Source organism: Paenibacillus rhizolycopersici (assembly GCF_014947195.2).
Classification (GTDB): Bacteria; Bacillota; Bacilli; order Paenibacillales; family Paenibacillaceae; genus Fontibacillus; species Fontibacillus rhizolycopersici.
In genome coordinates, this window is sequence record NZ_JADCNN020000030.1 from 23,421 (window position 1) to 45,859 (window position 22,439).

The 22,439-nt window shown below is 51.6% G+C and carries 24 protein-coding genes and 1 riboswitch; of the genes, 13 read left to right on the plus strand and 11 right to left on the minus strand.

The features are described from left to right. The gene (gene sfsA, locus IM700_RS21190; RefSeq protein WP_193418910.1) at positions 1 to 687 is read right to left on the minus strand and encodes a DNA/RNA nuclease SfsA; all 687 of its coding nucleotides are present in this window, start codon (positions 685 to 687) and stop codon (positions 1 to 3) included. Between the two features lie 174 nt (positions 688 to 861). Next, complete coding sequence (locus IM700_RS21195; RefSeq protein ID WP_193418909.1) at positions 862 to 2,886, minus strand: beta propeller repeat protein; 2,025 nt, start codon at positions 2,884 to 2,886, stop codon at positions 862 to 864. Between the two features lie 258 nt (positions 2,887 to 3,144). On the opposite strand from IM700_RS21195, the gene IM700_RS21200 reads away from it, so the two are divergent. After that, the gene (locus IM700_RS21200; protein ID WP_193418907.1) at positions 3,145 to 4,434 is read left to right on the plus strand and encodes an NCS2 family permease; all 1,290 of its coding nucleotides are present in this window, start codon (positions 3,145 to 3,147) and stop codon (positions 4,432 to 4,434) included. 40 nt (positions 4,435 to 4,474) lie between these two features. Here the strand turns inward: IM700_RS21200 and IM700_RS21205 are convergent, their stop codons facing one another. Continuing rightward, positions 4,475 to 5,311, minus strand: a complete 837-nt coding sequence (locus IM700_RS21205) for an alpha/beta fold hydrolase (protein ID WP_193418904.1) — start codon at positions 5,309 to 5,311, stop codon at positions 4,475 to 4,477. Positions 5,312 to 5,486: 175 nt separating this feature from the next. Here IM700_RS21205 and IM700_RS21210 point away from each other — a divergent pair, with 175 nt between their 5' ends. Then, entirely contained in the window at positions 5,487 to 5,936 is a 450-nt protein-coding gene (locus tag IM700_RS21210) for a MarR family winged helix-turn-helix transcriptional regulator (protein ID WP_193418902.1), read from the plus strand. 34 nt (positions 5,937 to 5,970) lie between these two features. Here the strand turns inward: IM700_RS21210 and IM700_RS21215 are convergent, their stop codons facing one another. Beyond that, entirely contained in the window at positions 5,971 to 6,672 is a 702-nt protein-coding gene (locus IM700_RS21215; protein ID WP_193418900.1) for a MerR family DNA-binding transcriptional regulator, read from the minus strand. Between the two features lie 153 nt (positions 6,673 to 6,825). Between IM700_RS21215 and IM700_RS21220 the strand changes: the two genes are divergently transcribed. Next, positions 6,826 to 7,704: an alpha/beta fold hydrolase gene (locus tag IM700_RS21220; RefSeq protein WP_239484112.1), complete on the plus strand. Its 879-nt coding sequence runs from the start codon at positions 6,826 to 6,828 to the stop codon at positions 7,702 to 7,704. A 58-nt stretch (positions 7,705 to 7,762) separates the two neighbouring features. Here the strand turns inward: IM700_RS21220 and IM700_RS21225 are convergent, their stop codons facing one another. Next, the gene (locus IM700_RS21225; RefSeq protein WP_193418896.1) at positions 7,763 to 9,274 is read right to left on the minus strand and encodes a malate:quinone oxidoreductase; all 1,512 of its coding nucleotides are present in this window, start codon (positions 9,272 to 9,274) and stop codon (positions 7,763 to 7,765) included. 335 nt (positions 9,275 to 9,609) lie between these two features. On the opposite strand from IM700_RS21225, the gene IM700_RS21230 reads away from it, so the two are divergent. Genes IM700_RS21230 through IM700_RS21240 form a run of 3 tightly spaced genes read left to right on the plus strand, consistent with a single transcriptional unit; the run spans position 9,610 to position 11,132 of the window. After that, complete coding sequence (locus IM700_RS21230) at positions 9,610 to 10,092, plus strand: DUF2975 domain-containing protein (protein WP_193418894.1); 483 nt, start codon at positions 9,610 to 9,612, stop codon at positions 10,090 to 10,092. Between the two features lie 13 nt (positions 10,093 to 10,105). Continuing rightward, positions 10,106 to 10,318 carry a helix-turn-helix domain-containing protein gene (locus IM700_RS21235; RefSeq protein ID WP_193418892.1) on the plus strand — a complete coding sequence of 71 codons (213 nt, stop codon included), beginning with the start codon at positions 10,106 to 10,108 and terminating at the stop codon, positions 10,316 to 10,318. Next, complete coding sequence (locus IM700_RS21240) at positions 10,308 to 11,132, plus strand: DUF817 domain-containing protein (RefSeq protein WP_193418890.1); 825 nt, start codon at positions 10,308 to 10,310, stop codon at positions 11,130 to 11,132. The genes IM700_RS21235 and IM700_RS21240 overlap by 11 nt, the downstream gene beginning before the upstream one ends. Positions 11,133 to 11,173: 41 nt before the next feature. Here IM700_RS21240 and IM700_RS21245 read toward each other — a convergent pair whose 3' ends face one another. The 3 genes from IM700_RS21245 to IM700_RS21255 all read right to left on the minus strand — a co-directional run bounded on the left by IM700_RS21245 (position 11,174) and on the right by IM700_RS21255 (position 14,650). Further along, a complete protein-coding gene (locus IM700_RS21245; RefSeq protein ID WP_193418888.1) occupies positions 11,174 to 12,079 on the minus strand; it encodes a helix-turn-helix domain-containing protein in 906 nt (301 codons plus the stop codon). A gap of 81 nt (positions 12,080 to 12,160) precedes the next feature. Next, positions 12,161 to 13,540 carry an amino acid permease gene (locus tag IM700_RS21250; RefSeq protein WP_193418886.1) on the minus strand — a complete coding sequence of 460 codons (1,380 nt, stop codon included), beginning with the start codon at positions 13,538 to 13,540 and terminating at the stop codon, positions 12,161 to 12,163. A gap of 134 nt (positions 13,541 to 13,674) precedes the next feature. Next, a riboswitch (glycine riboswitch) is annotated at positions 13,675 to 13,755 on the minus strand. A 97-nt stretch (positions 13,756 to 13,852) separates the two neighbouring features. Further along, the gene (locus IM700_RS21255) at positions 13,853 to 14,650 is read right to left on the minus strand and encodes an SDR family NAD(P)-dependent oxidoreductase (protein WP_193418884.1); all 798 of its coding nucleotides are present in this window, start codon (positions 14,648 to 14,650) and stop codon (positions 13,853 to 13,855) included. A 177-nt stretch (positions 14,651 to 14,827) separates the two neighbouring features. Between IM700_RS21255 and IM700_RS21260 the strand changes: the two genes are divergently transcribed. The 5 genes from IM700_RS21260 to IM700_RS21280 all read left to right on the plus strand — a co-directional run bounded on the left by IM700_RS21260 (position 14,828) and on the right by IM700_RS21280 (position 18,585). Next, positions 14,828 to 15,679 (plus strand): MmyB family transcriptional regulator, encoded by an 852-nt coding sequence (locus tag IM700_RS21260; protein WP_193418881.1) that lies wholly within the window; start codon positions 14,828 to 14,830, stop codon positions 15,677 to 15,679. A 35-nt stretch (positions 15,680 to 15,714) separates the two neighbouring features. Beyond that, positions 15,715 to 16,281, plus strand: coding sequence for a TetR/AcrR family transcriptional regulator (locus IM700_RS21265; protein WP_193418879.1), 567 nt, complete (start codon positions 15,715 to 15,717; stop codon positions 16,279 to 16,281). Between the two features lie 132 nt (positions 16,282 to 16,413). Beyond that, positions 16,414 to 17,535 carry an ABC transporter permease gene (locus IM700_RS21270; RefSeq protein WP_193418877.1) on the plus strand — a complete coding sequence of 374 codons (1,122 nt, stop codon included), beginning with the start codon at positions 16,414 to 16,416 and terminating at the stop codon, positions 17,533 to 17,535. Continuing rightward, the gene (locus IM700_RS21275) at positions 17,535 to 18,224 is read left to right on the plus strand and encodes an ABC transporter ATP-binding protein (protein ID WP_193418875.1); all 690 of its coding nucleotides are present in this window, start codon (positions 17,535 to 17,537) and stop codon (positions 18,222 to 18,224) included. The genes IM700_RS21270 and IM700_RS21275 overlap by 1 nt, the downstream gene beginning before the upstream one ends. Before the next feature lie 31 nt (positions 18,225 to 18,255). After that, positions 18,256 to 18,585, plus strand: a complete 330-nt coding sequence (locus IM700_RS21280) for a heme oxygenase (RefSeq protein WP_193418873.1) — start codon at positions 18,256 to 18,258, stop codon at positions 18,583 to 18,585. 70 nt (positions 18,586 to 18,655) lie between these two features. Here the strand turns inward: IM700_RS21280 and IM700_RS21285 are convergent, their stop codons facing one another. The 3 genes from IM700_RS21285 to IM700_RS21295 all read right to left on the minus strand — a co-directional run bounded on the left by IM700_RS21285 (position 18,656) and on the right by IM700_RS21295 (position 21,121). Continuing rightward, complete coding sequence (locus IM700_RS21285) at positions 18,656 to 19,180, minus strand: DinB family protein (protein WP_193418871.1); 525 nt, start codon at positions 19,178 to 19,180, stop codon at positions 18,656 to 18,658. A 105-nt stretch (positions 19,181 to 19,285) separates the two neighbouring features. Next, a complete protein-coding gene (locus IM700_RS21290; protein WP_193418869.1) occupies positions 19,286 to 20,257 on the minus strand; it encodes a WYL domain-containing protein in 972 nt (323 codons plus the stop codon). A gap of 138 nt (positions 20,258 to 20,395) precedes the next feature. Beyond that, on the minus strand, positions 20,396 to 21,121 hold the full coding sequence (locus tag IM700_RS21295; protein WP_193418867.1) for a 3-ketoacyl-ACP reductase: 726 nt from the start codon (positions 21,119 to 21,121) through the stop codon (positions 20,396 to 20,398). Positions 21,122 to 21,280: 159 nt separating this feature from the next. On the opposite strand from IM700_RS21295, the gene IM700_RS21300 reads away from it, so the two are divergent. Together IM700_RS21300 and IM700_RS21305 are read left to right on the plus strand one after the other, a co-directional pair. Next, entirely contained in the window at positions 21,281 to 21,655 is a 375-nt protein-coding gene (locus IM700_RS21300) for a MerR family transcriptional regulator (RefSeq protein WP_193418866.1), read from the plus strand. Beyond that, positions 21,652 to 22,413: an SDR family oxidoreductase gene (locus tag IM700_RS21305; RefSeq protein WP_193418864.1), complete on the plus strand. Its 762-nt coding sequence runs from the start codon at positions 21,652 to 21,654 to the stop codon at positions 22,411 to 22,413. Before IM700_RS21300 ends, IM700_RS21305 begins: the two co-directional genes overlap by 4 nt. The last annotated feature ends 26 nt before the right edge of the window (positions 22,414 to 22,439 follow it).

Sequence of the window (22,439 nt, forward strand, 5' to 3'; positions counted from 1 at the left end):
TCACAGACGAACCGGGAGGCTGCCGCCTAACACGATCTCCCGTTCCGTCACGATGGCTTCATAAGCCAAGATACGGACGCCTTGCCGGGAGGCCTCTTTGAGCGCATCCGCAAAGGCCGGATCCATCTCCCGGTAAGGGGTAAACGCGTGACAGCCCTTCATTTGCACAACGAACAGAACTGTCCCGGCATACCCTTCTAGGACCGCCTTGGCCAGTTCCAACACGTGTTTGGTTCCCCGCGCCGTTGGGGCGTCCGGGAACATGGCGATGCCTCCCTGTTCGAGCGTGACACCTTTAACTTCAATGAACCCACGTTTCTCCCCCTGTTCGTAATACAGGTCAAACCGAGAGTCCCCATACGTAACTTCCCGCTTCGCACGGGTAACGGGGCCAATTTCTGTGATTCTCCCCGCATTCAGCGCCTCGAACGCCACCGGGTTGGGAGCTTGCGAGTCTACGTTCACCCAGCCTCCGTCATGGGCAGCCGCGATCAAGGAATATTTCGTCTTCCGTTCCGGACGATCGGAGGCTTCTAACAAGACTTCGGTATCCGGCAGCAAAAGCTCTTTGAGCCTGCCGGTATTTTTCACGTGTACCTGTTCCACGGCATCCCCCACCATAACCTCAGCAATAAAACGGTTCACCCGCCGCTGTAGCCGGCCCTGCACGATGTCCCCATACTTCATCTATTCACATCCCTAATCGTCTACCGTAGTTGTTCGATCCAATTCACGCCGCGTCATGGTCCAGCCATAGTCATTCATGGAACCACACACCTCTGATTATACCAAACCCGATATCACCGCAAAAAAAGGATGGGTTATGAGGTCCCCCCCATGCCCATCCAGCTTTCTTCAATTCTACTTCGAGCTCGTCAGCCGGTCTACGTACATGATCTCGTCATTTCCGCCAACGAAGATATATTTGCCATAGACCTTGATTCCATCGAACATTCTTTGCGTGCCGGCTCCGTCAATCCCTTGATAGATTGGGGGAATCGCCACCTTCTTCCACTGCACTCCGTCTTTGGACAGATAGTACACGCGGTAAGAAACATACTCCCCGTCCCCGTTAACCTCATAGTCCGTTCCCATTGCGAAGAAGTTACCGTCGAACGACGTTAGGAAGTCCAAGGCATCAAAACTGCCGTTCGGGAACGTCATTTGTTTCTTCGACCAATTCAAACCGTCCTTGGACACCCATGTGTTCGTAGAATTATAAAGATCTAATGCCACATAGGAGCTGCCGTTCCAAGCCAGGTAGGTCTGATTCAAATCGATCGTCTTCACCAGCTTCCAATTCATCCCGTCCGTCGTCTGCATCAGCTTGGTTGTCCCGACGCCGGTGTTGTAGTTATGCACGCGGAAGGCAGCTAGCAGACGCTTGCCGTCCCAGACCATCGAGGTCAGCCAGTTTCCATTGCTCACGCTAGCCACCCGAGTCCATTTCACCCCATCCTTAGATGTATAAGTGCCATAGGATTGATCCGACGCTACAAAAAACTTACCGGTCCACAAAATATTGCGCAACTGACCATACTGATCTTTGAGAGGTACATTGGCCTTCTTCCAGCTATAGCCGTCCGTGGAGTAGTAAATACCGTAATGACCGGTTGCAACGAACTTGTTTGCTCCCCAGACCACATCGTATAAATTCGGTCTACCCAGCCTGTCCCGATAGGCAAACGGATTGCCGCCCCGCCAAGTAATCCCGTCATCGGTATAGATTACGTTGCCAGCCAACCCAACGGCCACGGTTCTCTTCCCGTTGGTCGCGATGCCTCCCAGCTCCCCACCTGTCTGCGAGCCCGTCAACCGGTAGCTCCACGAGCTGCCGTCCTTCGTATACAGAGCGTAGGTGCTATCGGGGAAATCCTGCCGATCATTGGAACCGATTCCTGCAAAACCGCTGGCTACCGGATAGATGATGTAGATATTCGCGTGAAGATAAGAAAGATCCGTCTTCTTCCAACTCACGCCGTCTTTGGATGTATAGGCTACATTTTTGTTGACCCCGCTCGTTTGACCTGCAGCACCGGTAACGATGTACAGGCCATGTCCGGAGGTAATCGTCATCAGCTCGGCGCCGCTTGGGGACTTCGCCTGTTTCGTCCAAGTAAACCCGTCGGGCGAAGTATAGATACCGTTACCGACACCCAGGTATTGCTTCCCGGTCCAGATCATATCCTGAATCCCGGCGGATGCGTTATAGGTTTTGGCGGACCAATTCTGCCCATCCTTCGAGACGAGGACAAATGGATCTTCGTATTGGTTGGAAATCAAATAAATCCCGTTCACATACCTCAGGATATCCGCGCCATAATCATTAAACAGCGTGCGTTTGGTTTCCCAGTGCTCCCCATCCTTGGAGTAGAAAATATGCTTTTGCCCCACCGCGACAAATCCGGATTCTCCCCATGTCAATTGGTAGATTGTCTCGCCCGGATCAAAATCAATCTTCGTCCATGTTAGGCCGTCCGTGGAGACAAATCCCTCAGAGGGCTTCTCATACAGGCGACTAGCATATTCCGTGTTGCTGCCGAACATGACGTATTTGGAGCCATCCCAGTCGATGGCGGTAAAATGATAACTCCCGAACTTCGACAAGGCCTTCCAGGCAACCCCGTCCGTAGACTTCATCACCGTGCCGTAAGGGCCAACGGCGAGGTACTCCTTTTTCCCCTTAGCTAACGCATAGGGGGCATTCGAATTAAAGCTTGCATTAACGGTCCAGCCCTCTCCAATCGAGAAAGGCGACTCCCTCAGCGTAATCGATTCAATCGGCTTGTAATCGGTGCCAGCCTGAACCGGAGGCCCCGATGAAACCCAAAACGACAAAACCAACGACAGACAAACTACCCATACGAACGAACTCTTTCTCTTCATGTTCCCCTCCTGATGTTAAAAATGTCATGATGTTGACACATCTTGTTATCGGTAGTTTGGTCCTATTTTTTTACGGGACTTAAGACTCAATCGCCGTCACACCTTCATTCGCCGGACCTAATCCCCACCAAGGAACAACTTGTAAAAGGCAATCCGTCATAAACCGTGGTATAATAGCCTCTGGCATAAACGAAGTAACTCAGATTCATTTCGTTTGATGCGGGTGGGAGAGGGATATTTTGAAAGTGTGATTGATTCATGAAAGGAGTATTTCAGCTTAAGCAACACCAAACGAATGTGAGAAAAGAACTTGTCGCAGGATTAACCTCGTTCTTCTCCATCGTGTATATTATCGCCGTCAACGCCAATATCCTGAAGGATGCGGGGATTCCGCTCGAGGCCGGGATCTTGGCCACCGTGCTGTCTTCGCTTGTCGGCTGTTTGCTGGTTGCGTTCGTGGCGAACGCGCCATTAATTCTCGTTCCCGGCATGGGGATCAACGCCTTGTTTACCTATACGATCGTTGGTTCGATGGGACTCAGCTACCAAGAAGCCTTGGGTGCCACGGTGCTTGCGGGCATCCTGTTTGTCGTGGTCGCCTTTACGGGCTTGTCCTCCTTGATTTCCAGGGCCATACCGGTTTCCCTAAAGGAATCTATTTCTGTAGGAATCGGTCTGTTTATTGCTTTTATCGGCTTGCAGAAGAGCGGCATCGTCACCGGCAACACCAGCCACTTTGTGGCGCTCGGCGACCTATCGGCGCCGCTGGTTCTGGCTTCGATCATCAACCTGATCCTTACGCTGTTTCTGTTCTTGAAGAAGATTCCCGGGAATTTTCTCATCAGCATTATTGTAGGAACGCTGGTGGCCTGGTTGTTCGGGATCGTGGATTTGGGTTCGTTCGCCTCGGAGCCGATTTCGTTTCAAAGCTACGGTAACGTCTGGATGAGTGCGGACTTCCGTCATATGGCCAGCATTCCGTTCTTGACGGCTTGCTTCTCGCTGGTTCTGGTATTGGTCTTCGAGAATATCGGGCTCGTCCATTCCCAAGTCGACGGCATGCTTCAAGCTCCGGAGAAGAATGGGAAGTCGCTGAAATCTGTATCGATTTCCGCGGTGGCTTGCGGACTCTTGGGTACCAGCCCGACGGTATCGACGGTCGAGACTGCGGCCGGCATTACCGCAGGCGGAAGAACCGGGTTAACCTCGGTCACGACCGGGTTGTTGTTTCTGGGTTCGTTGTTTTTTATGCCCTTGATCAAAATCATCCCGGACGCCGCGATCGCCCCGATCCTGATCATCATCGGCGGACTCATGCTGACGAATATCACGAAGATCGATTTCAGCGATTTCTCCGAAGCGTTTCCCGCGTTTCTCGTCATTCTGATGATTCCTTTAACGTATAGCATTGTCGACGGTATCGCCTTCGGCTTTATCGCGTATCCGCTGCTCAAGATGTTCTCGAAGAAGCGGGAACAGCTGTCGGTCTCCATGTTCGTCATCTCGTTCCTGTTTCTGGCCAACTTCCTGCTGCAGTCGGTTTTATAGAACAAAACAAAGGGCACCCTCTTGGGTGCCCTTCATTCATTTATCCTTGCAGGAATTTCACCAAAGCCGCATTAAATTCTTCCGCATGCGTCACGTTAAATCCGTGTGGGCCGCCTTTGACCACCACAAGCTGGCTGCCCGGAATTTGCTGATGCGCTCTTAGGCCGCTGACTTCTACCGGCACGATCGCGTCCGAATCGCCATGAAGGATCAAGGTTGGCACGTTGAATTTGGCCAAATCCCCACGGAAGTCCGTGTAGCTAAATGCAGCGATGCAATCCAGCGTCCCTTTCGGGGAAGCAAAGGCAGCGATGTCGCGGTTATATAAGCGGAACGGTTCGCTCACCAGGTCGGTTCGACCTCCAGCCGCGAAGAAATTCGTCGTGAAGCCATCCAGGAAGGCCAGCCGATCCGTGAGCACGCCGTCCTGAAATCCCTTGATGGCGGCGTCATCGAGCCCGCCGTCCGGGTTATCCTTGGATTTGTACAGGTACGGCGGAACCGCCCCAGCCAGAACCGCCTTGCTTACCCGCTGCGTCCCGTAGGTCCCGATATATCTAGCCACTTCTCCGCCACCCATCGAGAATCCGACCAAGGTGACATCGCGTAAGCCCAGATACAAGATCAATTGATGCAGATCGGCGGCCAAGGTATCGTAATCATAACCGTTCCAAGGCTGCGACGACTGGCCGAACCCGCGGCGATCATACGTAATCACTCGGTACCCGGCTTCCACCAAAGCAGGCACCTGCTTCTCCCACGATCTTCCGCTCAGCGGCCAACCGTGAATCAAAATCACCGGTTTCCCCGAACCTACATCTTCATAATGAAGCTCCACCGGAATTCCATTCTCTTGACCAACTGTTACTTTTGCCATTGTTAATCCCTCCACGTTTTAGTTTTTCAAAATTATATTGTTCAAAATATTTATATTCACATCTTACCCGCCCTGCACAATATTGTCAACAATTAAATTGTAAAAAATATAGTTTCTTTTTTACGCATCTGTTATGATGTTTGTAAACTTACATTAAAGGCAATCGAGGTGCATCATGGAAATGAATGAGCCAAGCTTGAAGTTAGGGGAACATCTTTGTTTTTCGCTGTATGCCTGCTCCCGCGCTATCCTGCGGCTGTATCGCCCGTATTTGGATGAGCTGGAGCTGACTTATCCGCAATATCTGGTCTTGGTCACCTTGTGGGAGAAGGAGAAGAGCACCATTAAGGAGCTCGGAGAAGCGTTAGATCTGGACACTGGAACTTTAACGCCTTTATTGAAGCGGATGGAAGCTGCAGGTCTAATCGAAAGACGCCGCGATTCCGCCGACGAGCGCGTGGTGAATGTGCTCATTACGCCGAAAGGCAAAGCGTTGCAAGAGAAAGCGGCCTGTGTTCCGCAGTCCCTGCTTGCCGCTTCGGATATGGAGCCTGGGGAGTTAAACCGCCTAAACGAAACGATTATCCAATTGCTTCAGCAGGTGAACGCCTCGTCGAAGAAATAAACGATCCTCCTCCGTTCCTTCCTGGGCGCTCGAATTACGAGAGACATTGGATATAAGCCATCAGCTCTGCGATTCCTCGGTATTGGAACGTGAGCTTCTGGTTTAGTTTCTCGAGAGCCACTTGGAAGGAACGGTCGATTTTGGATAAACGGAAAGCCTCCAAGTCATGCAAAATATCCCGCAGGTTCTCGATATAATAGATCGTTTTACGTAAACTGCTGATCACTAGAATCTTACGCAATTCGGGCACGGAGTACATGCGATATCCGCTTTCCGGATGCCGGGTCGAGGTAATCAGCCCCTCCTTCTCCCAATGCCGAATGGCCGAGGGATTCACCCCCGCCAGCTCCGCCACCTTCCCGATCGTCATCGCTTCGGTCAGCTTCCGGTTCTTATACGAACGGAAATCCGCCTGCCGGATCATGGTTAACAGCCCTTCCACCCTCTGCTTCTCTTCCTGAACCTGGTACAATTGAAGGTTGATCAGCCACAAGGCTTCCGTGACGCTGCCTTCTTTGATTCTTCGCATCACCTCATAAACGACAGGGATCTCATAACCGGCTAACAACGATCGAATGGTGATAAACGCTTGGAGATGGACCGTCGTATAGATTCTATGGTTGCCCGCCGATCTCAAGACCTCTGGAATTAACCCTTGTTCTTCATATCGTCTTAATGTGGTTGTGCTTACGTTCAGCCGTTCCGCAATTTGTGCCGGCGTATACACTTCCTGCATAAGCCCACTCCCTCTGTTTAAAGTAAAACCTTAAAGTGCTACGTTAACCTAGTGTCGTTATAACCATCATAACATCAGGGATTCGGGACACGAAACCGAAAGATTGCATGAATGTTATATGCTGAAGGTATCACATGCGAGGGAGCGATTCGAATGAAACATCAGAAGCTTGTCGCCTTAGCCGATGGTTCAACGTTGGAAGTCGGCCTAACCGGAAAACCCGGAGGCAAAACGATCATGTTGCCTATAGCCAAAAAATCCGCCTACGGCCAAGAGGCGGAAAGCCTTAGGATGTGGGGCGTTGATCCCGAGTTAGGCAAGCGCTTCGTAGAGGGCTTGTCCGATCAGTTTCAAGTTCTGCATTTTGATTATGAAGGGCATCGGTTTCAACACCCTGCGCCCGATCATTTGACGCCGGAAAGTATCGTGCTCGATTTCCTGCGCATCGCCGACGAGATGCAGATCGAAACCTTCAGTTATTACGGCTATTCCTGGCTGGCCCTAGCCGGCTTACAGCTGGCGATTCGGACGAACCGGCTGGATAGCTTGATCATGGGGGGATTTCCGCCTTATGGAGGACCCTACCGGGAAATGTTGACCGTCACTGCCAAAACTCATGAACAAGCGCTGAACGCTTCCCCGTCCTCGAAAGAACCCCTACAGGACTTCGGCAACCCGGAAGAAATCGATTGGGATCAGGTTCAGGTGGCACTCGATTCGAAGCAAACGAAGCAATTTTTGACCCTGTATCTAAGCTTGATCGATTTCGACGACACCTCCGTGCAGGAGAATATAACCCTTCCGAGACTTACCTTTGCCGGCGAAGCGGACTGCATCGTGTATGGCGAGAACTTTGGGAGCGTAACTGTCGATATCGCGGGGACATTACGTAAGCATGAACAAGCGTTACGCCAGCTCGGCTGGGATGTGGCGATCTTACCGGGGAACGAGATGGACCATACGAAAGCCATGCAGCCTGGCACTGTTCTGCCTGTGATCCGACCCTGGCTGGCCGCGAATTTATTAAACTAATGGAAAGAGCTAAGCTCGGTTTGACCCGGCTTAGCTCTTCTACATGATGCAGAACAAATTATGATACCGAAACGGCTTGTGGCTTGGTTTCCGATAAACCAAGTGCCTGTGATGTTGCTCGATGGACCGATTGAAAGAGGTCCGGATTTTCCGACAGCGAATAGCCAAATGAAGGAATCATTTCTTTGATCTTAGGCTTCCAGGTTTCATACTGCTGCGGGAAGCATTTCTCGATAACCTCCAGCATGACTTGCACCGCGGTCGAAGCCCCCGGAGAAGCTCCAAGCAATGCGGCTATCGAGCCATCGGCGGCACTGACGACTTCCGTGCCGAATTGCAGCGTTCCTTTGCCGCCCTCCACTGTATCCTTGATGACTTGCACCCGCTGACCGGCTACGATCAGATCCCAATCCTCGCTCTTGGCCCCCGGTACAAAGTCCCGCAGCTCCTCCATACGTTGTTCCTTGGACAACATGAGCTGCTGAACCAGGTATTTGGTCAGTGACATCTCCTTCACCCCGGCGGCCAGCATCGTCAGAAGATTATGCGGTTTGACGGAGGTGATGAGATCGAATAGAGAGCCGGTCTTGAGGAACTTCGGCGAAAAGCCGGCAAAAGGTCCAAACAGCAGCGCCTTCTGATTGTCGATGAACCGGGTGTCCAGATGCGGAACGGACATCGGTGGTGCCCCAACCGAGGCTTTACCGTAAACCTTGGCATGGTGATGCTCTACGACTTCCGGATTGTTGCACACCATAAACAACCCGCTGACAGGGAAGCCGCCGATCCGCTTCCCTTCCGGGATGCCGGATTTCTGCAATAAATGCAAGCTCCCGCCGCCAGCACCGATAAAGACGAACTTGGCGGTATGGCGCTGGGTCACGCCGCTGCTCAGGTCCTTCACTTTCAACTCCCACAACCCGTCCGGCGTTCGCTTCAGCTTCTTCACACTATGCTTGTAGCGGATGTCCACGTCCTGTTCTTTCAAATGATCCAGCAGCATCCGAGTTAAAGTCCCGAAATTTACGTCCGTGCCCGAATCGATCTTCGTCGCCGCAATCGGCTCCTCCGCCTTCCGTTCCTTCATCATCAGCGGAACCCATTCTCTCAGCTTCCCAGGATCATCGGAGAACTCCATCCCCTGGAACAGAGGATGCGAGGATAAGGCTTCGTAACGTCTTCTGAGGAATTCTACATTCTGCTCCCCACGCACGTAGCTCATATGAGGCAACGGCATGATGAAATCCTGCGGATTCCGGATCAGATGGCGTTGAACCAGATAAGACCAGAACTGCCTTGACACCTGGAACTGTTCATTCACTTTAACCGCCTTGCTAATATCGACGGTTCCGTCCGGCCGCTCCGTGGTATAGTTCAACTCACACAACGCGGCATGACCAGTTCCCGCATTATTCCATTCGTTCGAGCTTTCCTCCCCTGCCCGGGCAAGTTGTTCAAACACCGTGATGTTCCAGTCCGGCGCCAATTCTTTCAGCAGGGTCCCTAACGTCGCACTCATAATTCCGGCACCAATCAAAATAACGTCTGTACTTGTTTGTCCGTGATTCATGTTTACCGTCCCTTATGCCCTTATTTTGCTGAAAGGATGTAAGCGCTCTCGAATTGCTCTCGCTACAACTCTGGAGACGAGCCGGCCCACACCTTTTCCGTAAAAATTGATTTGATTTAAGTGTAACAACAATAGTGAGGGATTGAAATATTAATTTCTAAGATATTTAATAATTGATTTTTTTAAGCCATCCAAAAAGAACTTATCGGGCACTCTTAACAAAAGCATCATTTATCGATATATACATTTCATTTATTAATAAATATTTATTGATTATCGATAAAAAACATGCTAAATTAGCTTCGACACTATCACTACGCGAGGTGCTGTTAATAATGAAACGTGAACAAGGCTCTACCCTTTTCTTAAGAGGCGTCGTATTCCTGATGGGGATCGCGATCCTTGCTGTATGCGCGCTAGGGGTACCCACGATTGCCAAGGAATTGGTGGAGTATTATCCGCCATACATCTACCTGACTCTGCTTATTCCCATGTACGCTTCGGCTATTCCTTTCTTCTATGCGCTATACCAGACGCTGAAGCTATTAAGCTATATCGATAAGAATACCGCATTCTCCGAAGCCTCGGTGAAGGCTTTAAAGAGCATTAGAAACTGCGCGATCGCCATCTGCATCTTGTATGCGGTTATCTTGCCGATTCTGTTCATCATTGCGGAGAAGGACGATGCACCGGGACTCGCCGCTCTCGGGCTGGTCATCTGTTTCGCTTCTCTCGTTATCGCCGTCTTTGCGGCCGTGCTTCAGAGGCTCTTAAGAAATGCTATCGACATCAAATCGGAAAACGATTTAACGATCTGAGGTGAGGGAACCCATGGGCGTAATTATCAATATCGACGTCATGCTGGCAAAACGGAAAATGAGCGTCACGGAGCTTTCGGAGAAGGTCGGCATCACGATGGCGAACCTCTCTATCTTGAAAAACGGGAAGGCCAAGGCCATTCGGTTCTCCACCTTGGAAGCGATATGTAAGGCGTTGGATTGCCAACCCGGCGATATTATGGAGTACCGAAACGATGAGGAGTAGCCTGAGTCAATCCCTGAACAAAGGGGAGTTGCGCGTAGGTAAACGCCTTGATCATGCCCTTCGGCAGTTGGTGCGCTTCGGCTGGCAGCAGGCATTGTCCTGTGTGTTCCCCGTGGTGATTTTTGCATCGCTGGCTTTGACGCAATTTCTTCCGCTGCCTTGGCTCCCCCGTTATGACTGGCTGCTGCTGATCTGCCTCGCCATGCAGGTTTGGATGGTTCGTTCGGGACTGGAAACCCGCGACGAAGTGAAGGTCATCACAGTCTTCCACTTGATCGGATTGGCGCTGGAGATGTTCAAGGTCCACATGGGTTCTTGGGCATATCCCGAGGAAGGCTGGACGAAGGTGAACGGCGTGCCCCTCTACAGCGGGTTCATGTATGCCAGTGTGGCGAGTTATCTGTGCCAGGCCTGGCGACGTCTGAAGGTGGACCTGGTCCGCTTCCCCCCGCTCTGGCTGGTCGTCCCGCTGGCCGCCTCCATTTACCTGAATTTCTTCACCCACCATTATTGGATCGATGTTCGATGGTGGTTGTCGGCGCTGGTGCTACTCGTCTTCTGGCGGACCTGGGTCACCTACGAGGTTGGCGGCAAGCCCTACCGGATGCCGTTATCCCTCTCCTTTGTGCTGATCGGCTTCTTTATCTGGATCGCAGAGAATGTCGCTACATTCTTCAGCGCCTGGAGGTACCCGAACCAATCCGACGGCTGGCATCTCGTCCATCTCGGCAAGATCAGCTCCTGGCTTCTGCTCGTCATTATCAGCTTCCTGATCGTTGCGGCACTGAAGCGGGTGAAGGGGCAACGGGAATAAGCAAAAGGCCATCCAGCTCACAGCAGGATGGCCCTTCCCCTTTATCCCTTCTTCTTAACCGGTCGCAGTACGGCATACCCGTAACCTTCCGGGTAATGGCGTTGATAGTCCTGCTTGATCTCTTCATCCCATTCGTACCCCAGTTGGCTGGGATCAAAGCTCCAAGCAACCTCCTCCACCGTGCTCATCACCGCCCCGTTATCCTTTAGGTAGTCAAACGGCGGATGGAAGAACACCAAGTATTCCGACTCCGGGATCTCCCGGTACTCCATTCCTTCCGGAATCGGTCCGTCATATTCCAGGGGAACCGGGATGCCGTACAGATACCCTTTTTGGCCGTCCCGGTAAAACCATCCCGCCGTCTGCCCCAACTGCCCCTCCAGGGTATGGTTGGACATGCTCTCCAAGGTTCCGCTGACTTCGTCGCAGGAGTGACCGTTCCCCCAGAAATCCCCATAGTTGTTGACGGCCAAATCCCAGATCCCGATAAACTTATGGGCCGGAATGAATTCGACTTTGATCTCCGCCGGTTGCAAGTGAACTTCGCTCATGTGATCCCGCTCCTTGATCCAATAATGATAAGGCGAGAAGACTTCCTGACGAATCGCTAAGGGAATGGGCCTTGGCGCCTTTCGGTAGGCCGCAGGGGTGAGCTGGAAAGCCTTCACGAACGCCCTCGTAAAAGCCTCCTGCGAGGAGAATCCATACTTTACGGCGATATCCAGAACCCGCTGATCCGTGTCGCGGAGCTCCATGGCGGCACGGCTGACTCTTCGCGTCCAGATATAATCCCGCAAGGTCACCCCCGTGTACTGGTTGAACTGTCTGGAGCAATAAAACGGGGAGTACCCTAGTGCGTCCGACATCTTTAATAGAGACGTCTCTTCCGTGATGTGCGTCTCCACCCAATCCACCATGCGTTGCACCGTCTCATTCCATTCGTACATGGAAGCCCTCCTCCTTTCACCCTGATCATATCACCGGGAAATTTCACAAATTTGATTCGAGTTGCAAAGCTGGAAACGCCGCTACAGATGAGTTTGCTCTAGGGGTGCAGGAGTTGCCTGTTCTTTGCGCTTTCTCATCGCATGCAATACGAACAATAGAATGAACCATAATGGAGTCAACAATAGGGCCGGACGCGTCTCATCCGCAAACAACATAATCAGCAGGATCGCCGCAAACAACGTGAGAACGGCATAATTGATAAAAGGGGTAAACGGCGCTTTAAACTTTGACTTGGCCTGCAGCTCCGGTTGCGTTCGCTTATAACGAATATGGCACACGAGCACCACGCCCCACACCCAAATAAAACAAATGGCACTGATCGTCGTCACGATGCCGAAAGCTTGCCCCGGGATCAGTTTGCTTAACAACGCCCCGACGGAAATGACCAGCGTAGAAATCAGCAGCGCGTTGCCAGGCACATGGTTCTTGTTCAATTTCGCCATCCGGGTAGGAGCTTGATTATTCTTGCTTAAGTTATACAAGATCCGGCTGGTCGAGAACATCCCGCTGTTACAAGCGGAGGCGGCCGAGGTCAAAACGACGAAATTAATGATTCCCGCGGCAATCGGAATGCCGACCAGACTAAACGTCTTCACGAACGGGCTCTCCGCCGGAGTCAGCCCCGTCCAGGGGTTAATGCATAAGAGGGCGATCAATGCGCCAACGTAGAAGAATAAAATTCGCAGCGGAATTTTATTGATGGCGGATGGGATATTTTTCTCCGGATCGGAGGTTTCCGCAGCGGATACCCCAACGAGCTCCACGCCAACATAGGCGAACACGACCATTTGGAAGGAAAGCAAGAAACCGGTTATTCCGTTGGGAAACAGCCCCCCATGCCCCCAAATATTCTTCACGGTTACGGCCCCAGCATCGGTCTTGAATCCGATGACCAGCAAAATCACACCGATGGCGATTAACACGAGAATCGTCACGACCTTAATTAACGCAAACCAAAACTCCAACTCGCCGAAATTTTTCACGGTCAATAAGTTAAGCCCCAGCAAGATGATCAAACAAATAACCGCCGGCACCCATTGCGGGATATCAAACCAATATTGCACGTACACCCCGACGGCAATGACGTCCGCCATCGCTGTCATGATCCAGCAAAACCAATACGTCCACCCGGTAACGAATGCAGCCCGCGGCCCAAGATAGTCTTCGGCAATGTCCGTGAACGATTGATAACCGGCCTTGGACAACAGCAGCTCTCCCAATGCTCGCATGACAAAAAATACGGCGATCCCCACAAGGAAATAGGCAAAAACGATGGAAGGCCCGGCCAGTTGGATCGCTTTCCCTGATCCTAGGAATAACCCGGTCCCAATCGTTCCTCCTATAGCGATCAGTTGAACATGTCGATTGGCTAAATCTCTCTTTAATTCTTGTTGCGCCACCCCTAACTCCCCCTTAATTCTTCATGATTGACTACATGTGAAATATTGAACAAATAACGCCAAAAAAAAAGAGATTGGATGCGCTCCAATCTCCGGATCATAAGAATAATAAATAACCTAAATAAACAATTATTTAGTACTCTTCTGTCCTTTTGCCTGAGATTGTGAACCCTTCGGCGCCGCGGAATCTCCGCAGTCTCTCCAGAAGCTGCTCCGACTATAGTGTGATCCATAGCCATCATAGCTTGCGAATTATTCAATTTTTTCAAATACTACTCGCGGATAAATATTTTGTCAATAACATTCCTTCCATTAGTTCTTCGGTCTTGTCATGCGTTCCATGATCAGGGCCACTCGGCGTCGGCTTACAAATCGGATCATTTGAGCCATAAACGAATTGGATCGGCCCTCGATGATAAAGCTTCGCCCTTGGTCAATCCCGCGAAATCCGGCCTGCACTACCTTTTCCGGTGTAGAGAGCTTGTTGCCTGCAGCCATGTCTGCACCACTGCCGACCGCATCGAAGAATCCTGTGTCGGTTGCCCCTGGGCACAGTGCAAGCACGCGAACGCCCCTTCCCCGCATTTCCGCCCACAGCGCTTCAGAGAACGAAATGACAAACGCCTTGGTTGCGCCATAAACGGCCGAATATGCACAAGGCATAAAGGCGGCCATCGAAGCTACATTCACGATGACTCCATCCCCTCGCTGCAACATATGGGGCAGCAAACGATGCGTAAGATCGACTAACGACGCCGAGTTCAGCATGATTTCCTCCTGCTCACGACCCGGGTCGAGCTCCTCGAAGCGTCCATGTGTACCGAACCCAGCATTGTTGATCAAAATATCGACCGTCAAGCCCAGTTCGGCAATTTGATCGGCTAGTTGACGAGGAGCATCTGCTTGGGACAAATCGCAAGCCAATACAACCGCCTGCACCCCGTACTGACGTTTAATATCCCCTGCAATGGCCTCCAATTTATCCTGGGATCTTGCGACCAGCACGATGTGACTGCCCCGGGCTGCCAATTGTTTGGCATATACTTTTCCGATCCCGGATGAAGCCCCGGTAACTAAGGCCAACTTATTCGAATATTCATACTTATTCATGAAATAACCTCCTCCTATGGACAACACTTCGTGTCTTCAATGATCTTCATCTTATCTTCGCCAGGAGGAGGCCAGCCACATCATGTTTATACTATTAATGGAATTACCCGGTAAAGGCGATCTCTTGTGGCAAGAGTCACGGAACTGAGACTATAATGGTCTTGGGGGGTGAAAAATGTGAATGTAAATCGGACCTCATCCGCATTGGGGGAATTCATCAAATCCCGTAGGGAACGGCTGCAGCCTTCCAACGCCGGGATCAAGCCACTTCCCGGACGTAGACGTACCCCGGGCCTGCGAAGAGAAGAAGTCTCCTATCTCGCGAATGTCAGCTTGACCTATTATACCTGGCTCGAGCAAGGCAGAGAGGTTAACCCTTCACCTGAAGTGTTATTAAATATCAGCAACGCTTTGATGTTGGACGAAGACGAGCGAAAATATCTATTCCGCCTCGCCAATCTCGACCCGGCCAGCGCTGGAGTTGTGCACCATCGCGAAGGGTCGGATTTTAGTTTCATGCAAACCATCGTCGACCAAATGGTGTATCCCTCCTTCGTTACAGACGAAGGCACGGATGTCATCGCCTGGAATCGGGCAGCTAAACTGATTATCGCCGATTTCGGCCGTCTACCCAAGAACGAACGGTATATGCTGAATGTCCTTTTTTTCAGTGCAGATTACCGTGAGAAGCTGGTGAATTGGGAGGAATTTGTCCGATTCAGTACGGCTACGCTTCGGGCCAACTTAGATCTATATCAAGATCATCCGCTGTACATGGAAAGATTAGAACGTCTGAAACGGCACAGCAAAGAATTTTCTCGTTTCTGGGAGCTGTATGAAATAAAACAAAAGCGGGTGTCCACCGCATTATTTCGTCTTCCGGGTGCCCAGATGATGGAGTTTAAGGTCCATTCCGCCTCTATCGATAACAATCCGGGGATGCATTGGTGTTTCTTTGTTCCCGTACCTGGAACGGGCACGGAAGAGAATTTATTGCGCATGCTGGAGCAGGCTGAGACGGATAATTAAGCTTTGCACCGCGGTAAAGAAAGGAGGAATGACCCATGGCCAGAAAACAATCCTACTCCCATTCGGAGCTGCTAGACCTAACGAAGCGTTTGGTGCTGGAGCGCGGTTATGACGGGTTTAATCTCAAGCTGCTCTCGGAACACTTGCCCGGTGCACGAAGCACGATCTATCAATATTATGCCAATAAGGATGAGATCATTGCAGCCTGTATGAAACGAAGCATTGGGGCCATCCTAGAGAAAGCCTCTGCCCTTGACGAAACCGACTCCATGCGAGCCCTTCAGGAGTTGCTTGACATCTACCTCGAGGAGTTCCAGTTGCATCAGCTCTTAGCCGATGCGTACAAAATCAAAACAACCGCATCGGAGGCCGCGCGCAGGGATATCGAATATGTGGAGTCCGCGCACGAGTTTCTTAAAGTCCAGCTCACCCGTCTGTTTCAGAAAGCCCAGCAAGAGAAGCACCTCAGAGAAGACATCCCCCTCCCTGTGCATGTCGGCATGTTCTTCAATCTCATCAACACGCCGAATATGATGAACGTTCCCGTCCCCGAGTGGAGCAGGATGCTGTTTCAAATATGGATGGGTGGGGCCAAGCAGTAAGGGCGAAGTCCTTCCATATTTTAATTTTGACACAGGTGTCAAAATGGTGTTTAATCAAGAGGTAGTCATGAAGTGATATCTGATATCCAATTTGACACTAGTGTCATAATACAGAGTGAGGAGCTGAATTACATGTTTTTAGCGATGAGAGAAATCCTGCATAGCAAGCTGCGATTTTCGATGATTGTCATTATTTTTGTCATGATGGCTTGGCTGGTCTTTATCCTGTCGGGATTGGGGAACGGGTTATCATCGCTGGCTGCGTCAGCGTTTAAGAATATGGAAGCCGATTATGTGGTCTTCGAGCAAGGCTCCCAGAATTCCATGAGTAAGTCTCTGTTATCCGATCAGTTGGTAGAGGAAGCCGAGAAACTGCCGAACGTCATTGCGGCAGCTCCTATGGGAAGCACGATGGCGACGGCCCTGAAAGGCGATAGCACGAAGAATGACGATAAAGTCGATATCGCGATCTTGGGCATCGTTCCCGGCAGCTTCCTGGAGCCGAAGGTCATCGAGGGCGATAAGCTTACGAATGATCAACGGACTGGCGTCATCGTCAATGTTTCGATGAAGGAAGAAGGATTTAAACTCGGAGATACGTTCAAATTGGACGGTTCGACAGAGGCTTTGACGATTATGGGGTTTGTTGAGAATCAAACCTATAACCATCTGCCGGCCGTATTTATTCCGATGCCGGAATGGCGCAACATTGCATTCGCCGCGCCCGGCTCCGACAAAGGGATTGAGGGTCCTGTCAATGCCATCATGCTGCAGGGATCCAAAATTGACCCGAATACCATCAGCGACAAGCTTGGGAATACGGATACCGTGACGCGTGCCAAAGCGGTACAGGGCATGCCGGGCTATAAGGAGGAGAATGGCACGATCCTCATGATGCTGGCCTTCTTGTTCGTCATCTCCGCATTTGTGTTGGGTGTATTCTTCTACGTCATGACGATGCAGAAAACGAATCAATTTGGCATTATGAAGGCGATCGGCGCGAAAAATGGATTCCTAAGCAAAGCGATCGTGTCGCAAGTGACGGTTCTCTCGCTTGTCAGCATTGTCATCGGGGTTCTTCTTGCGTATGGGACCGCGGCCATCATGCCTAAGGGGATGCCGTTCAAGCTGGAGACAAATCTTGTCGCGGTGTACTCGGTTGTCCTTCTGGTTATTGCGGTGCTGAGCTCCCTGGTATCGGTTCGTAAAATCACAAAAATTGATCCGCTTCAAGCGCTTGGGAGGGTGGAATAATGACGACAGGTTTGGAAATCAGCAAGGTATCGAAATATTATGGCGAGGGAAACAACAAGGTCACCGCATTAGAGCAGGTATCCATCACCGTCGAGCCAGGTGAGTTCGTCGCTGTAGTCGGCCCGTCCGGATCCGGGAAGAGCACCTTTTTATCGATTGCCGGGGCATTGCTCAAAGCTTCCGAAGGGGAAGTTCGTTTGAATGGACAACCGATTTCGACATTCTCCGAAAAAGAGCTGTCCAGTGTTCGATTGAAGGAAATCGGATTTATTATGCAATCCTCCAATTTGGTCCCCTATCTTAACGTTCTTGACCAACTTCTCATAGTAAAGAAGATGGCGGGCAAGATAAAAGCAGAGGATCGAGCATTCGCCGTTAAGCTGCTGGAAGAACTGGGACTCTGGTCGAAGCTGAAGAGCTTCCCGGAAGAGCTGTCCGGCGGCGAGAAACAGCGCACCGCGATTGCGCGGGCTTTGATGAATCATCCCAACGTGATTTTGGCCGACGAACCCACAGCCAGCCTAGACACCCAGCGGGCGCATGAGGTCGTCAATCTGATCTCGCATCAAGTAAAGACGCGCAAGATTGCGGCGATTATGGTCACCCACGATGAGCGCATGCTTGAATACTGCGATAGAGTGTACCACATGGAAGATGGCAAGCTGCTACTAGCAGAGCGGGCGAAATAAACGAATCCATGAGAAAAAGGAGAGGTTGAAGATGATCGTCATCACGAACCGAATCAAGGTCAGAAAAGGGATGGGTGCCGTCATGGCTCCTGGTTTCACGGCCTCCGGACCGCTAGACCAAACGAAGGGCTTGGTGAAAGTCGAGGTTCTCCTGGCACAACACGAAGATCATGATGAGCTGAATGTGAACATGCATTGGGAGACAATGGAGGATTTCACCGCTTGGAGAAACAGCGATAGCTTCAAGGAGGCGCATAAACGTCCGGAACCCGGTTCCGGTGCCGAGCAAAAGGAATCCCCGATTCTCGACAGCCAGCTGATCACTTATGAAGTGGCCTCTTTGAAAGAAAGAACGAAATAACCTCAATATCTCGGCATACGAAGACGGAAAACCAGCTCATTCTGAATGGGCTGGTTTTTTGGCATGATGGTTAAAGCGACGGCGTTCCCGCCTGCCGCCCCAGCAAGAAGAACAAATAATCCGTAGGGACGCCGGCATACCCTTGCTGCCGCAGCATCGCGGTCACGTTCCCCCGGTGATACGTCCCGTGATTGACCACATGATGCAGAATATCGGAGAAACGCGTATCCAGGCTGCCATATTTCGGGTGGTGGATCGTCATCGCCATATCCGGGTCGGGCGTATGCTGCAGCAGATCGCGGAACCGATCGGCGACGCCGGCGAACAGCTGCCGTACTTCGCCTACGGACTTGCCTTTCGTTTCCTCTGACCAGATCGGCATTTTCGGAAAAATGTCCTCGCTCGGAACGCCCTCAAGCACGGACAGATAAAGCTGATCGAACAGGTAAATATGTCCCAACGCCTGAGCCACGGACGGGAATACGCTCGTCACATCCGCATGGAATACCTCCTCCGGAAGCTGCTCCAAATGAGTGAACAGTTGGTCATTCGCCCAAACATGATAGTTAAGCCATTGATCCGAAGGTCTTTGCATGGATCGTTTCACGCTCCTTGTCATTGTCGTCGTTAGGCTGCCGCTTCCGCTGAAGCCATGTCTCTATCATATACCGGGTTCCATGACAAATGCTGTCAGCGAAGATCAATCGGTTTCATCCAAGTAATGTGTGGCGATGCCGGAGGCGGTCTCCTGAATTCTGCGTTTCAACTCCGGCGGTTCGAGGACTCGGATGGCCGTCCCGAACGTGATGAGATACTTCGGAAGGTACTTGTTCATCGTCGGAACGTCGAGCGCAAAGCACGCCTCCCGGTCGGTGCGTTCCGTCAAATAGTGGCGTAGATGCCAATGGCTGCACACCTCGTTGAGCCTGTCCGGCAATCCTTGGATACGAACGACGACCAACGGCCCTTCCGCTTCCCGCCCCTGCTCGGTCTGGTCGCGGAAATAATCGGATGCCGAGAAGCCTTCCGGCTTTTCAAACCGTCCCTCGGTCGGCTCTAACCGCTCGATGCGGTCCACGCGGAACGTCCGCATCGCTTTCGACCGTCGGCAAAACGCGACCGCGTACCATTCGTTCCGGTCGAAAGCCAACCCGTACGGATCAACGTCGCGTTCTTCTTCCCGCTCCGAGTTGGCCTTGCGGTACACGATGCGGACCGTCCGCCCCTCTTTCGCCGCTTGCTCCAAGTCCCGCAATGCTGCGGTCAAGAAGGGAGGACGCGCCGGAGATATCACGTCAAGTCCGCTCGTTTGCGCCGAAAGATCCTGACGCTGCTCTTCATGCAGGCTGTTCTCCACCTTCTTCAACGCGCTTTCCAACTCTTCCGTAAACGGATATCCGGCGCCCTGGGCAAATTTGTACGCGTCGACAAGCGCCTTTAGTTCTACCGAGTTGAAGAACAAGGGCGTTTCCTTGAAGCTGTCCAGAATGTGGATGCCTCCGTCGTGGCCCGATTCCGCAACGACCGGCACGCCGCTGGCGCATAAAGCATCGATATACCGATACACGGTGCGAACGCTGATCTCCAGGTTGTCCGCAATCTGGGACGCCGTAAGCTTCCTGCCGAAACGCAACATCCATAACATGGACAACATATTATCCCATTTGGCCACGAGGCGGGCCCCCTCTTCTCGTCGTATAACCCCATGTTCGCATATTCGCTGCCAGCAGATCAACCGTTCCCCTACAAAAAGCAAAAAGCCCCCAAGGGGGCTTCCTGTTTATGAGCCTAATAACGCTGGCTCCACCGCTCAAAACGGGTTCGTCGCAATGAAGCTGGCCGTCTTCACATAAACGCGTTGACTAAGTTTCAATTGGCTGACAATAAATTCTGCCAGATCTTCCGGTTGAACGAACTTGGAGTCGTTATTGTCCTTAATCAAATTCAGCTCAAGGGCCAAATCGGTTGCCACTGTGCTTGGCGTTAAAGCCGACACCCGGATGTTATTGCGGCGAACCTCCTGAGCAAGGGACTCCGTAAACCCGATCACGGCGAATTTCGAGGCGCTGTAGGCGCTCGAGGTCGCTGCCCCGTTCAGTCCATTCGTCGAGGAGATGTTGATGATATCTCCGCTATTTTTTTCGACCAGTTGAGGTAGTACCGCTCGGGTTACGTAGTATGTACCCAATACATTGGTGTCAATAATACCCTTCCATTCGGCCGGGTCCATCTCCAGCACCGTCCCAAACGTAGCAATTCCCGCGTTATTGATCAAAATATCCGCTGGGCCCAGCTCGTTCTTCAACGTTTCAACAGCCTGCTCCACTTGTTCTTTCGAGGCAATATCGGCCGCCGCATAAGCGACCTTGACTCCCAACCCTTGCAGTTCGGCTGCGACCTCTTTCAATGTCGACTCCGTTCTTGCGATTAAACCTACGTTTACGCCTTCTTTGGCTAAGGCCACGGCTGTTGCTTTCCCGATCCCTCTAGCTGCGCCTGTGATGATCGCGACTTTACCTTGTAATGATTGTGCCATTTCCCTTGGCTCCTCTCTTTGGGGTCTTTCACTCCTCCCCTATTATACTGTAACCGAGCAGGCTGACGTAAATGCAAACTAACTTGTTGACTTAAACCATAGTTTAAGTCGTATCATAGTCATGTCGACAAGAAACCTTAGATTCGGGGGCCTCCAATCATGAAGTATTATTCCATTGGCGAAGCTTCAGCAACCTACGATATTCCGGAATCCACCTTGCGTTACTATGAGAAAAAAGGGCTGCTCCCGTTTATCGAACGGGACGAGGCGGGCAGACGCTTATTTTCAGAACGTCAATTGGCGCTGCTTCAAATCGTGATTTGCCTCAAGACCACCAACATGCCCATCAGCGGCATTCGGCAGTATATGGAATGGGTTGTCGAAGGGGATGCCTCCATTGAGAAGCGGCTTGAGATGCTGGTGAACCACAAGAAGAAGGTGACGGAAGAGATCGCTTTGATGAACGAGCACTTGCTGGGGATTGACGATAAAATCGAACGTTATCAAAAACAACTTGAGGTGGAAAGCAAATGAAGCTTTCAGAAAATACGATATTGATTACCGGCGGCGGCTCCGGGATCGGGCTGGCTTTTGCGGAAAGATTCGTGCAATCCGGTAATACCGTCATCGTGTGCGGCCGACGGGAGAGCGTGCTCCAGCAAGCCCGGGAGCAAGTGCCCGGCTTGATTACCCGAGCCTGCGACTTGGAGGTGGACTCCGATCGCGTGGCGTTGTTTGACTGGGTGACAACGAACTATCCGGACGTGAACGTGCTGGTCAACAATGCCGGCATCCAGCTGCGATATAACCTGCTGAAAGCAGATGCGAGAGACCACTGGCACGACTATGGCAAGGAGATGACCACGAATATCGAGGCGCCTGTCCATTTATCCATACTGTTCGCTCCGTATTTTGCGAAGAAAGAAACCGCTGCGATTCTTAATGTCACCTCTGGGCTGGCGTTTACCCCCTTTGCGATTGCCCCGGTTTATTCGGCTACCAAAGCGGCGCTTCACTCTTTCACCGTCAGCTTGAGACATCAATTGTCCGATACATCGGTTGAAGTCATTGAAATTGCTCCGCCCGCGGTGAACACGGATCTCGGGGGGTCTGGATTGCATACGCACGGAGAACCGCTGGATGCCTTCACGGATGGGATTTTCAAGGGCTTAGCCGAGGGAAAGAAGGAGATTGGATACGGCTCGTCAGCAGAGCGTTTGCGCATGTCCCGGGACGAGATCGACGAATATACGGAAAAGCTGTATCAAGCCACGAAGGACTCGATAGAGTAATGGGGCGAGTGCGCAAAAATGAAGAA

Coding starts and splice junctions, on each gene's coding strand:
- sfsA (WP_193418910.1), bottom strand. CDS start 687: ATGAAGTATGGGGACATCGTGCAGGGCCGGCTACAGCGGCGGGTGAAC.
- IM700_RS21195 (WP_193418909.1), bottom strand. CDS start 2,886: ATGAAGAGAAAGAGTTCGTTCGTATGGGTAGTTTGTCTGTCGTTGGTT.
- IM700_RS21200 (WP_193418907.1), top strand. CDS start 3,145: ATGAAAGGAGTATTTCAGCTTAAGCAACACCAAACGAATGTGAGAAAA.
- IM700_RS21205 (WP_193418904.1), bottom strand. CDS start 5,311: ATGGCAAAAGTAACAGTTGGTCAAGAGAATGGAATTCCGGTGGAGCTT.
- IM700_RS21210 (WP_193418902.1), top strand. CDS start 5,487: ATGGAAATGAATGAGCCAAGCTTGAAGTTAGGGGAACATCTTTGTTTT.
- IM700_RS21215 (WP_193418900.1), bottom strand. CDS start 6,672: ATGCAGGAAGTGTATACGCCGGCACAAATTGCGGAACGGCTGAACGTA.
- IM700_RS21220 (WP_239484112.1), top strand. CDS start 6,826: ATGAAACATCAGAAGCTTGTCGCCTTAGCCGATGGTTCAACGTTGGAA.
- IM700_RS21225 (WP_193418896.1), bottom strand. CDS start 9,274: ATGAATCACGGACAAACAAGTACAGACGTTATTTTGATTGGTGCCGGA.
- IM700_RS21230 (WP_193418894.1), top strand. CDS start 9,610: ATGAAACGTGAACAAGGCTCTACCCTTTTCTTAAGAGGCGTCGTATTC.
- IM700_RS21235 (WP_193418892.1), top strand. CDS start 10,106: ATGGGCGTAATTATCAATATCGACGTCATGCTGGCAAAACGGAAAATG.
- IM700_RS21240 (WP_193418890.1), top strand. CDS start 10,308: ATGAGGAGTAGCCTGAGTCAATCCCTGAACAAAGGGGAGTTGCGCGTA.
- IM700_RS21245 (WP_193418888.1), bottom strand. CDS start 12,079: ATGTACGAATGGAATGAGACGGTGCAACGCATGGTGGATTGGGTGGAG.
- IM700_RS21255 (WP_193418884.1), bottom strand. CDS start 14,650: ATGAATAAGTATGAATATTCGAATAAGTTGGCCTTAGTTACCGGGGCT.
- IM700_RS21265 (WP_193418879.1), top strand. CDS start 15,715: ATGGCCAGAAAACAATCCTACTCCCATTCGGAGCTGCTAGACCTAACG.
- IM700_RS21270 (WP_193418877.1), top strand. CDS start 16,414: ATGTTTTTAGCGATGAGAGAAATCCTGCATAGCAAGCTGCGATTTTCG.
- IM700_RS21275 (WP_193418875.1), top strand. CDS start 17,535: ATGACGACAGGTTTGGAAATCAGCAAGGTATCGAAATATTATGGCGAG.
- IM700_RS21280 (WP_193418873.1), top strand. CDS start 18,256: ATGATCGTCATCACGAACCGAATCAAGGTCAGAAAAGGGATGGGTGCC.
- IM700_RS21285 (WP_193418871.1), bottom strand. CDS start 19,180: ATGCAAAGACCTTCGGATCAATGGCTTAACTATCATGTTTGGGCGAAT.
- IM700_RS21295 (WP_193418867.1), bottom strand. CDS start 21,121: ATGGCACAATCATTACAAGGTAAAGTCGCGATCATCACAGGCGCAGCT.
- IM700_RS21300 (WP_193418866.1), top strand. CDS start 21,281: ATGAAGTATTATTCCATTGGCGAAGCTTCAGCAACCTACGATATTCCG.
- IM700_RS21305 (WP_193418864.1), top strand. CDS start 21,652: ATGAAGCTTTCAGAAAATACGATATTGATTACCGGCGGCGGCTCCGGG.